We start from the raw sequence: 10,510 nt of genomic DNA on the forward strand, positions 1-10,510 counted from the left end.
CACCTACCTGGTCTCTGATCGAGAAGGTAGGAACCATCAGCCTCGGCGGCAGTTCGGGCTCACGCCCGGGCGGGATCCATCGCCACTGCCGTCAGCCTACCCCCGCGCCTCGGTCAGGACCAGGGCAGCGGCTCCGAATCATCGACCGGGGAGAGGGGGATCATGAGGACCGGCCGGTGCTGACGGTGAGAAGCAGCCCAGGCGCAAGGGGGTCTCGAATCGTCGTCGGCGCGGTTCACTCAGTGCATGGATGGTCTGCCTCTCGTTGTTCTCGTCGTCATCTTCCTCGCCGCCGCCGCAGTGGTGTGGGTCGCCGGCATCCAGTTGTCGAAGGCGACGGACGTTCTGGACGCGCGTCTGCACCTGGGGAGTGCGCTGGGCGGTCTGATCGTCCTCGCCGTCGCGACGAACCTGCCGGAGATCGCGATCACCGTGTCCGCCGCGCTCTCCGGGAACCTGGACGTCGCGGTCGGCAACATCCTCGGCGGCATCGCACTGCAGACCGTGGTCCTCGTCGTCCTCGACCTGTTCGGCAAGCGCGGAAAGGGTGCGAAGCCGCTCACCTACCGTGCCGCGTCCCTCACACTCGTGCTCGAGGGGCTCGTGGTCGTCGCGGTGCTCGCCGTCGTCATCGCCGGCAGCCAGCTGCCCTCCGGACTGGAAGTGCTGCGCCTGACCCCGGACGTCGTCCTCATCGCCGGCCTCTGGGTCGTGGGGCTGCTGCTCGTGCAGCGCTCCGGCAAGCACCTCCCCTGGCACGAGGACGGGCGGGCCCCCGACGCGACGGCATCCCCCGCGAAGAAGAAGACGCACCCGATGAGCACACGCAAGGCGACCATCGTGTTCACGATCTCCGCCGCGGCGACCCTCCTCGCCGGTGTCGTGCTCGAGCGCGCCGGTGACGCGGCATCCTCGCAGCTCGGTCTCTCAGGGGTGCTGTTCGGAGCCACCGTGCTCGCTCTCGCCACCTCCCTCCCCGAGATCTCGACCGGGCTGCAAGCCATCAAGCAGGGCGACGACAACCTCGCCATCAGCGACATCTTCGGCGGCAACGCCTTCCTCCCCGTCCTGTTCCTCGTCGCCACCGTCCTCTCCGGCACCGCAGTCCTCCCGCAGGCGAACTCGTCCGACATCTACCTCACCGCTCTCGCCGCCCTGCTCACCCTCGTCTACGTCGTCGGACTGATCTTCCGACCCACCCGCCGCATCGCCGGCATGGGAGTCGACTCGTTGATCGTGCTCGCGCTCTACTCCGTCGGCATCGGCGGGCTCTTCGCCATCACCGCGAAGTGACGTCCGTGCCGCCGTGTGCAGAGGTGACCACTCCGGTTCGGCCCGGCCCGGCCCGGCCGTGCACCGGTCAGCGCATCTCGTGCGCGATCTCCAGGAACGCCGCCGCGGACGACCCGATGCGATCGGACCAGATCGCGCGGAGGGGTCGCACGAGTGCTGGTCCGCGGAGGGGCACTCGTATCAGTGAGCGCGCGGCGAGATCTGCTTCGACGGTGAGGATGCTCATGACAGCGGGCGCGATGCCGGCGCGGGCGTTCGCTCGGATGATCGCCGTCGTCTCCAGGATCGCGGCGGGAGTCGTGGGTGCGAGCCCGGCGTCGTGGAGCCATGCTTCGAGGGTCGTCCGGGTGCCGGAGCCTTCCTCTCGTGTCAGCAGTGCGGTCCCGGCCAAGTCCTCGGCGCTGATACTCGCCGCGCGTGCCCAGGGGTGGTCCGGTGCGACGACGACAGCGAGTTCGTCCTCCGTGACCACGTGAGAGGAGAGCGTGGCCGTGGACGCCGGTGTCTCGACGAATCCGAGCTGCGCCGCACCGGATCGCACGAGCTCGGTGACCGTGGCTGAATTGCCGGCGATCAGCTGCACACTCACCTCGGGTGTGCGCTGTCGGAATTCGAGGAGCCAGCGGGGGAGCAGCAGCTCGGCGATGGTCTGCGACGCCGCGAGAACCAGTGAGCCGGTCGGCTGTCGCAGTGCTGCCGCGCCCGCCTCGAGGCGGCGGGACGCCTCGAGGACCGGGCCGGCCAGCTCGAGCACGAGCCGGCCCGCGTCGGTCATCAGGGACCCGGTCGGAGAGCGGCGCACGAGCGGCTGCCCGATGGCGCGCTCCGCGACCCGCAGACGCGCCGAAACGGCCTGCTGGGTGACGCCGAGGTCTTCGGCGGCGCGGGAGAGCGAGCCCGCCTCGGCGATGCGTTCGAGCACCTCCAGCGTGTCGAGATCCAGGATCCGGTCCGTCAATCGCCGCGTCGCCACAAGCACTCATTGTGCCCCGCCAACACGATCGCTGTATCGGCTGGGGACGGCGATGCTCAGGCTGGAGTCATGACAACTCTCTCCCCCGCCCGCGCATCTTCCTCGATCGGGCATCCTCCGCGGTCGAGGCGCTTGTTCCGGGAGCTGGAGCATCCGGGACTGATCGTGTCGAACCTGACGCCGAACTGGTTCGCGTCGATCATGGGCACCGGCATCGTCGCGGTCGCCGCCGCGTCCCTGCCACTCCAGTTCCCCGGACTGCGTACCGGGGCCACCGTCGTCTGGGCGATCGCCGCACTGCTGCTCGTCGCGCTGACGGTCGCGACCGGGCTGCACTGGGTCCGCTACCGCGGTACAGCGATGAGGCACCACCTGAATCCGGTCCTCTCGCACTTCTACGGCGCGCCGCCGATGGCGTTCCTCACCGTCGGCGCGGGAACCCTCCTCCTCGGCAAGGACTGGATCGGCCTGCCCGCCGCTGTCACCATCGACTGGGTGCTCTGGGGTGCGGGGACTCTCGGCGGGCTGGTGACGGCGGTCCTGGTGCCCTACCTCGCGTTCACCCGGCACGAGAACAAGCCCGATTCGGCGTTCGGCGGCTGGCTGATGCCGATCGTTCCGCCGATGGTGTCCGCTTCCACCGGCGCACTGCTGCTGCCGTACGCGCCCGCCGGGCAGGCGCGGGAGACGCTCCTGTGGTCCTGCTACGGCTTCTTCGGCCTCAGCCTGGTCGCGTCGCTGGTGGTGATCACCCTGATCTGGAACCGGCTCGCGCAGCACAAGGTCGGAGCAGCGGGGATGGTGCCGACGCTGTGGATCGTCCTCGGTCCGGTCGGACAGTCGATCACCGCTGTGAATCTGCTCGCCTCGAACGCGCCCACCGTCGTCGACGCCGGCACGGCGCGTGCGCTGCTGGTCGTGGCTCTGGTGTACGGCTTCGCGATGCTCGGCTTCGCACTGCTCTGGACCGTCATCGCCCTCGCGATCACCCTCCGCACCGCGAAGGAGCACCTGCCGTTCAGCCTGACGTGGTGGTCGTTCACGTTCCCCGTCGGCACCTGCGTCACCGGACTGAACGGCCTCGCCCTGCACTCCGGTCTCACGGTCGTCGCCGGCCTCGCCGTGCTCTACTACGTCGGCCTGGTCGCCGCGTGGATCTTCGTCGCCGCCCGCACCTTCCACGGTTCCGTGATCCGCGGCACCCTGCTCGCACCACCGCGACCGGCCTGACCGGGATCGAGGATCATCGTGGACATCCGAACCCTGAACGCCCTCGCCGAGACCTGGCGGAGTACCGCGGACGCGACCGGACGCTTCGTTCCGGGCTTCGATCCCCGCTCCGGCGGCACCGCCAGTCGCGTCCTGGTGCTGATGCAGTCACCCGGCCCTCGGACGATCGCCGCGGGATCCGCTGCCGTCTGCAGTGAGGACAACCTCGGGCCCACCGCCGCCGCGTTCCGGGCGGCCCGCATCGAGTCCGGACTCTCCCGCGACCACTACCTCCGATGGAACCTCATCCCGTGGGAGATCCCTGGCCGCGTCCGCCCCGCGGACATCGAGCAGGGCAGGCTCGCGCTCGGTGAGCTGCTGGAGCTGCTGCCCGCGCTCGACGCCGTCGTCACCTACGGGACCGTGGCGCTCGACGGGGTCATGCGATACCTGACCCTGCACGATGATCCCCGTGTCGTCCCCGTCCTCGCGGCACCGCACCCCTCACCGGCCAACGGACGTCATCGCGCCGACCAGCACCTCCGCTCCGTGAACGCGCTCCGCCTCGCGAATCGTCTCGGATCCGGTCGGCGACTCGCAGACTGACGGCACTGAAGGCAGACGTCCGCGGCTCGGTCGGCACCGGTCCTCGTGACCGATGAGGCGCTGATCTCAGACGGTCCCGGTCCGCGGACCGCTGACGGGACCGGCCTGGTCGTCCACGATGTCGACGGTGTACGCCGCGCCGTGCTCGAGCGTGTGGCCGACGGTGCACTGACGGTCGACCGCCCGGTGGGTGCGCTCGGACAGTGAGGCGATCCGCTCGGGATCCAGCGCCGACAGGTCGGCGCGGATCACGGCGATGATGGAGTCGTAGCGGTCCTCGCCCTCGGGCTTGGTCGCGGTGATGTCGGTGGTCGCTTCGAAGTCGGCTCCGAGCCGGCTGGCGAGGAGGTGGTCCGAGGAGAGCATGCCGCAGGCGGCGAGGGCGAGGTGCAGCAGCTCGCCGGGCGAGAACACGCCGTCGGCGTCCGACCCGCCTATGCGGACCTCGGCTCCTCGCACGTTGCGGCCGATGAAGGTTCTCGGGCCCTCGCGGGTGATGTGCAGCGGCGTGGCTTCGGTGCTCATGGTCTGCTCCTGTCCGGTGTCCGCGGCACCGCGGGCAGTGTCGGTGACTCCTGCGGGTGGATGGTGTCTCAGGTGTCGGTGCGGACGAGGGGGGTGTTCGCGCCGCGGACCCTGATGTCGACACCGGTGATCTCCGACCGGGCGATGCCCGTGGACGCCGCCAGGTCGACGGCGCGCTGCCCGGCCGCCGTCCAGGTGGCGACGGTGATCGTGCTGCCGTCTGTGCGGGTGATCACGAGTTCGTACTCCGCGTCGGCGGGCGCATCACCACTGTAGGTGCAGCTCCACTCCAGCCGGGTGCCCCACGGCTTCCCCTCGACCTCGATGTCCGCAGCGAGAGCGGGATCGGCCGCGATCGGGTCCATCGGTTCGAGGGTCGCCTCGCTCGCCACGGGAGCGCCCGCGATGCCCGTGCCGAGAGCGACGCCTCCGAAGACGGAGGCGGTGACGGCGGCCGCGACGGCGAGGGACGTCACCAGCCGGCGCCGACGTCGGCGCGTCCGGACGCGGTGGGCGATGGCGGGCAGCGTCACCAGGGAGGGCGGCGCGTCCTCGCCGTCGTCCGATGCGCTGATGGCGAGAGCGTCCTCGACGGAGAGGCGACCGACGATGCCGGGCAGTCCTGCCAGTTCTGCCACGGCCGCGCGGCAGGCCGCGCAGCCGCTGAGGTGCTGCTCGTACTCGAGCCGCTGATCCGCGGGGAGAGCGCCGAGGACGTAGGACGCGTCCCAGTCGCGGTACTCGTCCTCCGTCGCAGAGCTTCCGTGGTGGTCGTTCATCGGGTGACGCCCCTTTCCTGCAGAGCCAGTCGCAGTCCGCGCAGTCCGTAGTGCAATCGGGATTTCGCTGTTCCCTCGGGGATGGAGTGCCGGCGGGCGATCTCGGGGACGGTGTGTCCGAGGAAGTACGCGTCCACCACGATCCGACGATGCTCCACCGACAGCGATGCGAGAGCGTCGGCGACGAGGATGCTGTCCAGGACCGCGTCGGTGCGATCGGGGACGGCGCCGCCGCCGTCCTCGTCCTTCGCCGGCACTTCGCGTCGGCTCCGAGCGGAGCGGGCGTCGTCGATGACGAGGTTGCGGGCGACGGTGAACAGCCACGCGCGCGCGGCGTCGGCGTCGCGTTCGAGGACCTGCGGGCGCTGCCAGGCCCGGACCATCGTCTCCTGCACGACGTCCTCCGTCAGCGCCGCGTTCCGAGTGAGGTTCTGCACGAAGCGCCGCAACGCCGGGCCGTGACTCTCGTACAGCGCCGCCAGGAGCTCATCGACGGGGCGGGGCACAACGCTCACCGCCTCGAAGCGCCACGGCGCGCTCCCTCATCACGGTTGCTGCGATCACTGCCGGTCATCCCTCTCCGTCCTTGCCTGTCGAGAACCGGCGACCCGCCCGGGCGATGCGCTTCGCTGCCCGCGGGGACGGGTCGCCGTCGCATCAGGACGCCGGGGTGGCGGTGCTCATGGCCGCGGCTTCCTTGTTCATCGTGCCGTCAGGGAGGAGGACGTACCAGGCGTCCTTCACACCCTGCCCGTTGACCTGGCCCGGCGCGGTGTCCTTCGCGAACCGGTAGACCGGCCATCCGTCGACGGTCAGCTGGGTCGTCCCGTCGGTGCGCGTGATCGAGCCGACCTCTCCGGTGATCCCGTCCGCGGCGGTCGTGCTGGACGCCGACACGGCCGGCCAGGTCGTGGCGCACTCGTCGTAGCAGCTGCTGCTGCCCGAGTTCTGCGTGTCCTTCATGAACGTGTAGACGGTGGAGCCGGTCTCGTCCGTGATGATCTCGCCCAGCGGCGAGGACGCCGTCGTGAGAGCCGCCGTCTCAGCGGAGGCGGTCGCGGTGGCGGAGGCCATCGCGGTGGCGGAGGGGCTGTCGGCCGGCGCTTCCGACGAGGCGGCCGAGCCGGCGGCCGTCGAGCATCCGGCGAGAAGGACGGCGGCGAACGCCGCAGTCGTCACAGTGGTCGCGATTCGCTTGAGCATGATGCCTCCTGTAGTGCGGGGGCCGAGGTGGTCCCACCGAGGACACGACACAGCAGTCGCGGACGTTCAACGAGGCGAGAAGATCGCTGGGACGCTGCTGATCCAGGGCAGCACCCTGCCGCTGCTCATCCTCGCCACCGGGATCCGCGGGGTCGACGTGCCGGAGGACCAGCGCGAGCTCGCGGGCCTGCTCGACGAGATCACCGAGAAGGGGCTCGCGGTCCCCGAGAAGCCCGGCGAGGTGGTCGAGGGCGTCGACGACGTCGATCCCGCGGCGGACCCGGCCCGACGCCCGACCCGCGACCTCAGCCCGTGGTCGTCCGCGTCATGATCGCGACGACGAACAGCCCCGCCCAGAGCGCGCCGCAGACCAGCAGCCGCAGGTTGCCGAGCACGATGTCCTCCGGCGCCGACGCCCGCCCGCGCTCGATGTCGAGGGCGTAGAGGAAGAGCGCCGCACCGAAGGGCACCACCGACGCCATCGACCAGAGCGAGTTCTCGCCGTTGATGAACAGTGCCCACAGCGCGTAGGAGATCATCGTCAGCGACGCGGCGACCGACCAGATGAAGCGCAGATAGCCCGGCGTGTAGACCTTGAGGGTCGAGCGGGTGTGGCTCTCCTCCCTGCCCTCGCTCTGCAGCTTCTCGGAGTAGCGCTTGCCCGCGACCATGAACAGCGAGCCCGAGGACACCGCGAGCAGGAACCACTGCGTCAGCGGGATGTCCGCGATGGCCGCGCCCGAGATCGCGCGGAGCACGAAGCCGCCCGCCACGATCAGGATGTCGATGACCGGCTCGTGCTTGAGCCAGAGGCAGTACGAGATCTGCATCACCAGGTAGGCCGCGAGCGTCGCCGCGAACCAGGTGAAGCCGAGGAGGAAGGTCACCAGCACCGGCACGATCATCAGCACGAACGCGGCCGGCCAGGCGACCTTCAGCGGCAGCGCGCCCGAGGCGATCGCGCGGAAGCGCTTCTTCGGGTGCACGCGGTCCGACTCGACGTCGAGGAGGTCGTTCAGCAGGTAGCCGCCGGAGGAGGCGAGGCTGAACGCGATCACCCCGATGACGGTCGCGACGAGGATCTCGGGCTCGAGGATGCGTGCGGCGGCGACCGGAGCGGCCAGCACCAGGACGTTCTTCAGCCATTGGCGCGGACGCATGGCGGCGACGAGTGCGCGGGCGGTGTTCACGACGTCTCCCTCTCGGGGGAACGGGGCCAGGAACGGCCGGATCGGGCGGGATCGGGGTGACGCGGGCCCAACCTACAATCGGGGGTGAACGCGCTCCCATCCACCCGGATCCGCAGCGCTCACGACCGGAGCACCACGGAGGGAAGCGCATGCGGACGGCCGCGCTGTACGTCGTCTTCGCGATCCTTGCAACGGCGGTGAATCTGGGCACTCAGATGCTCGTCGAGCTCGCCGTCGACGCGGAGTGGGCCACCGTCGCCGCCGTGCTCGCGGGCACCCTGACGGGGGTGATCGCCAAGTACGTGCTCGACAAGCGCTTCATCTTCAAGCACGAGACGATGAATGCGGCGCACGGGCTGAGGACGTTCCTCCTCTACGGCGTGATGAGCGGCGTGACGACCCTGATCTTCTGGGGCTTCGAGTTCGGCTTCGACTACCTCTTCGGCACCGACCTGGCCCGCTACACCGGGGCCGTCATCGGCCTGGCCATCGGCTACGTCGCCAAGTACCACCTCGACAAGAACGTCACGTTCTCCGGCCCGCGAGAGGAGCCCGCATGACCACCCCCGTCTCCTCCTGGGGCCTGCTCTCGCGCGACGAGCACCGCGTCACCCGGATCACGAGCATCGAGCAGGCGCAGGCCGCGCTGGCCGCGGGCGACAGCGGGATCGCCTACGGGCTCGGCCGCAGCTACGGCGACGTCGCCCTCAACGGCGGCGGCCGGATCTGGGACTTCAGCGGCTTCGACCGCCTGCTCGCCTTCGATGAGGAGACCGGCGTGCTGCGGGCCGAGCCGGGCGTGCTGCTGCGCGACGTGCAGGCCGTCTTCGCGCCGCGCGGCTGGATGCTGCCGGTCACCCCCGGGACGAAGAACGTCACCCTCGCCGGCGCGATCGCGAACGACGTGCACGGCAAGAACCACGCCTCCGCGGGCACGATCGGCCGGCATGTGCGCTCCTTCACGCTCCTGCGCAGCGACGGGTCGTCCTCGCGCTGCACGCCGACCGAGAACGTCGAGCTGTTCCAGGCGACGATCGGCGGCCTCGGGCTCACCGGGCTGATCGTCGAGGTCGAGCTCGGGCTCGCCCGTGTCCCCGGGCCGTGGCTCGTCAGCGAGGACGTGCCCTTCCAGACGCTCGACGGCTACCTCGATCTCGTGCACGAGTCGATGGACGTCTTCGAGCACACCGTCGCCTGGATCGACGTGACCACGGGCGGCGGGCGCCGCGGGGTCTACTCGCGCGCGGACAGCACGGCCGCCCCGGAGCTGCCGGAGACCCGGCCGGGCTCGCTGAAGGTGCCCTTCGCCTTCCCGCTCTCGGTGGTCAACCGCGCCACGCTGCCGCTGCTCAACCGCGCCTACTACCGCCTGAAGGCGACCCGCGCCCGCCGCTCCGTGCAGCACTACGAGCAGTTCAACTACCCGCTCGACGCGATCGAGGGCTGGAACACGATGTACGGCCCGCGCGGCTTCTACCAGTACCAGAGCACCGTGCCGTGGGAGGGGGCGCTCGAGACGACCCGCGAGATGCTCGCGCTGATCGCGGCCTCGGGCACCGGCTCCTTCCTCGGCGTGCTGAAGACCTTCGGCGCGCTGGAGTCGCCGGGCCTGCTGAGCTTCCCGGCGCCCGGGGTCTGCTTCGCGCTCGACTTCCCGAACACGCCCGTCGCGCTGCCGCTGTTCGAGCGCCTCGACGCGCTGGTGCTCGCAGCAGGCGGCCGGCTGTACCCGGCGAAGGACGCGCGCATGACGCGCGAGATGTTCGAGGCCGGCTTCCCGCGCCTCGCCGAATTCACCCTCCAGCGCGACCCGGGGATCTCCTCCGGCTTCTCGCGCCGAGTCCTCGGGAGCTGACGTGAGCACTGGTACCCCCTCCAAGATCGTCGTGGTCGGAGCGACCTCCGCCATCGCCGAGCACACGCTGCGGCTGTGGCTGGGCACGGGCGCGCGCTCGGCTCTGCTGGTCGGGCGCGACGCCGGCCGACTGGAGGCGCTGGCGACGGATCTGCGGGTGCGCTTCCCCGCGGCCGCGCTGTCGGTGGCCGCTGTCGACCTCACCGACCCCGCCGCGATCTCCTCGGTCGTCGCGACCTCGCTCGAGGGCGGCGCCCCCGACACCGTGCTGATCGCCCACGGCGCGATGACGACCCAGGACGAGGCGTCCGCCGACCTCGCCGTCGCCCGCGACGTGCTCGTCGTCACCGGGGTCTCGGTGGCCCTCTGGATGGAGGCGTACGCGAACGCGCTGACCTCCGGCAGCATCGGCGTGATCGGCTCCGTCGCCGGTGACCGGGGCCGCAAGACCAACTACGTCTACGGCTCCGCCAAGGGCCTCGTCGAGCGCTTCGCCCAGGGCCTGCAGCACCGCCTGGCCGGCTCGCGCCTGTCCGTCGTGCTGATCAAGCCCGGCCCGACCGACACCCCGATGACCGCCTCGCTCAAGCAGAGCGGCGCCTCGCTGGCCCCGGTCGACTCCGTCGCGAAGGACGTCGCCGCCGCCATGGCCTCCGGCCGCGCGGTCGCCTACGCCCCGGCCAAGTGGCGCGTCATCATGACGGTCATCCGCCTGCTGCCGTCCCCGATCTTCAACCGCCTGAACATCTGACGCCGACGGCTGCCGAGGCTCGGGCGGCTGCGGGGGGCGGTTTCATACGGTTGTTGCAACGGAGGGGTGGTTGCATGCCGGGTCGTCGGTTGGATGCGGGTGAGCGGGGTCAGATCGCGGTGTTGT

At 70.5% G+C, this 10,510-nt stretch carries 13 protein-coding genes and 1 riboswitch; of the genes, 7 read left to right on the forward strand and 6 right to left on the reverse strand.

Features of this window, described 5'->3' with window-relative positions; all coding sequences use genetic code 11:
* Positions 1-20: 20 nt before the first annotated feature.
* A riboswitch (Fluoride riboswitch) is annotated at positions 21-93 on the reverse strand.
* A 153-nt stretch (positions 94-246) separates the two neighbouring features.
* The gene (locus EDF36_RS20600; RefSeq protein WP_123734448.1) at positions 247-1,293 is read left to right on the forward strand and encodes a sodium:calcium antiporter; all 1,047 of its coding nucleotides are present in this window, start codon (positions 247-249) and stop codon (positions 1,291-1,293) included.
* Between the two features lie 67 nt (positions 1,294-1,360).
* On the opposite strand, the gene EDF36_RS20605 is transcribed toward EDF36_RS20600, so the two are convergent.
* A complete protein-coding gene (locus EDF36_RS20605) occupies positions 1,361-2,266 on the reverse strand; it encodes a LysR family transcriptional regulator (RefSeq protein WP_123706064.1) in 906 nt (301 codons plus the stop codon).
* A gap of 165 nt (positions 2,267-2,431) precedes the next feature.
* Here EDF36_RS20605 and EDF36_RS20610 point away from each other — a divergent pair, with 165 nt between their 5' ends.
* Both EDF36_RS20610 and EDF36_RS20615 read left to right on the forward strand, forming a co-directional pair.
* Complete coding sequence (locus tag EDF36_RS20610) at positions 2,432-3,496, forward strand: TDT family transporter (protein ID WP_243646315.1); 1,065 nt, start codon at positions 2,432-2,434, stop codon at positions 3,494-3,496.
* Between the two features lie 18 nt (positions 3,497-3,514).
* Positions 3,515-4,081, forward strand: coding sequence for a uracil-DNA glycosylase family protein (locus EDF36_RS20615; RefSeq protein ID WP_243581425.1), 567 nt, complete (start codon positions 3,515-3,517; stop codon positions 4,079-4,081).
* Between the two features lie 66 nt (positions 4,082-4,147).
* On the opposite strand, the gene EDF36_RS20620 is transcribed toward EDF36_RS20615, so the two are convergent.
* The 4 genes from EDF36_RS20620 to EDF36_RS20635 form a co-directional block, all read right to left on the reverse strand.
* On the reverse strand, positions 4,148-4,606 hold the full coding sequence (locus EDF36_RS20620; RefSeq protein WP_123734451.1) for an OsmC family protein: 459 nt from the start codon (positions 4,604-4,606) through the stop codon (positions 4,148-4,150).
* Positions 4,607-4,674: 68 nt separating this feature from the next.
* Complete coding sequence (locus tag EDF36_RS20625) at positions 4,675-5,385, reverse strand: anti-sigma factor (RefSeq protein ID WP_123734452.1); 711 nt, start codon at positions 5,383-5,385, stop codon at positions 4,675-4,677.
* Positions 5,382-5,891 (reverse strand): sigma-70 family RNA polymerase sigma factor, encoded by a 510-nt coding sequence (locus EDF36_RS20630; RefSeq protein WP_056045897.1) that lies wholly within the window; start codon positions 5,889-5,891, stop codon positions 5,382-5,384. Before EDF36_RS20630 ends, EDF36_RS20625 begins: the two co-directional genes overlap by 4 nt.
* Before the next feature lie 151 nt (positions 5,892-6,042).
* Positions 6,043-6,588 carry a hypothetical protein gene (locus EDF36_RS20635; RefSeq protein WP_123734454.1) on the reverse strand — a complete coding sequence of 182 codons (546 nt, stop codon included), beginning with the start codon at positions 6,586-6,588 and terminating at the stop codon, positions 6,043-6,045.
* Between EDF36_RS20635 and EDF36_RS20640 the strand changes: the two genes are divergently transcribed.
* Positions 6,587-6,919 (forward strand): hypothetical protein, encoded by a 333-nt coding sequence (locus EDF36_RS20640; RefSeq protein ID WP_148060112.1) that lies wholly within the window; start codon positions 6,587-6,589, stop codon positions 6,917-6,919. The two genes, EDF36_RS20635 and EDF36_RS20640, sit on opposite strands and share 2 nt — an antisense overlap.
* Here EDF36_RS20640 and EDF36_RS20645 read toward each other — a convergent pair.
* Complete coding sequence (locus tag EDF36_RS20645) at positions 6,894-7,778, reverse strand: decaprenyl-phosphate phosphoribosyltransferase (RefSeq protein ID WP_123734456.1); 885 nt, start codon at positions 7,776-7,778, stop codon at positions 6,894-6,896. The genes EDF36_RS20640 and EDF36_RS20645 overlap by 26 nt on opposite strands.
* Positions 7,779-7,927: 149 nt before the next feature.
* Here EDF36_RS20645 and EDF36_RS20650 point away from each other — a divergent pair, with 149 nt between their 5' ends.
* Genes EDF36_RS20650 through EDF36_RS20660 form a run of 3 tightly spaced genes read left to right on the forward strand, consistent with a single transcriptional unit; the run spans position 7,928 to position 10,384 of the window.
* Positions 7,928-8,338, forward strand: coding sequence for a GtrA family protein (locus EDF36_RS20650; RefSeq protein ID WP_123706071.1), 411 nt, complete (start codon positions 7,928-7,930; stop codon positions 8,336-8,338).
* Positions 8,335-9,633, forward strand: a complete 1,299-nt coding sequence (locus EDF36_RS20655; RefSeq protein WP_123734457.1) for an FAD-binding oxidoreductase — start codon at positions 8,335-8,337, stop codon at positions 9,631-9,633. Before EDF36_RS20650 ends, EDF36_RS20655 begins: the two co-directional genes overlap by 4 nt.
* A gap of 1 nt (position 9,634) precedes the next feature.
* A complete protein-coding gene (locus EDF36_RS20660; RefSeq protein WP_123706073.1) occupies positions 9,635-10,384 on the forward strand; it encodes an SDR family NAD(P)-dependent oxidoreductase in 750 nt (249 codons plus the stop codon).
* The last annotated feature ends 126 nt before the right edge of the window (positions 10,385-10,510 follow it).

The sequence above is a fragment of the Rathayibacter sp. PhB152 genome, from assembly GCF_003751395.1.
Classification (GTDB): Bacteria; Actinomycetota; Actinomycetes; order Actinomycetales; family Microbacteriaceae; genus Rathayibacter; species Rathayibacter festucae.

Bases quoted from the DNA above. Each gene is read 5' to 3' on its own strand.
- EDF36_RS20635 (WP_123734454.1), bottom strand. From the start codon at position 6,588: ATGCTCAAGCGAATCGCGACCACTGTGACGACTGCGGCGTTCGCCGCC.
- EDF36_RS20600 (WP_123734448.1), top strand. From the start codon at position 247: ATGGATGGTCTGCCTCTCGTTGTTCTCGTCGTCATCTTCCTCGCCGCC.
- EDF36_RS20625 (WP_123734452.1), bottom strand. From the start codon at position 5,385: ATGAACGACCACCACGGAAGCTCTGCGACGGAGGACGAGTACCGCGAC.
- EDF36_RS20650 (WP_123706071.1), top strand. From the start codon at position 7,928: ATGCGGACGGCCGCGCTGTACGTCGTCTTCGCGATCCTTGCAACGGCG.
- EDF36_RS20620 (WP_123734451.1), bottom strand. From the start codon at position 4,606: ATGAGCACCGAAGCCACGCCGCTGCACATCACCCGCGAGGGCCCGAGA.
- EDF36_RS20655 (WP_123734457.1), top strand. From the start codon at position 8,335: ATGACCACCCCCGTCTCCTCCTGGGGCCTGCTCTCGCGCGACGAGCAC.
- EDF36_RS20640 (WP_148060112.1), top strand. From the start codon at position 6,587: ATGATGCCTCCTGTAGTGCGGGGGCCGAGGTGGTCCCACCGAGGACAC.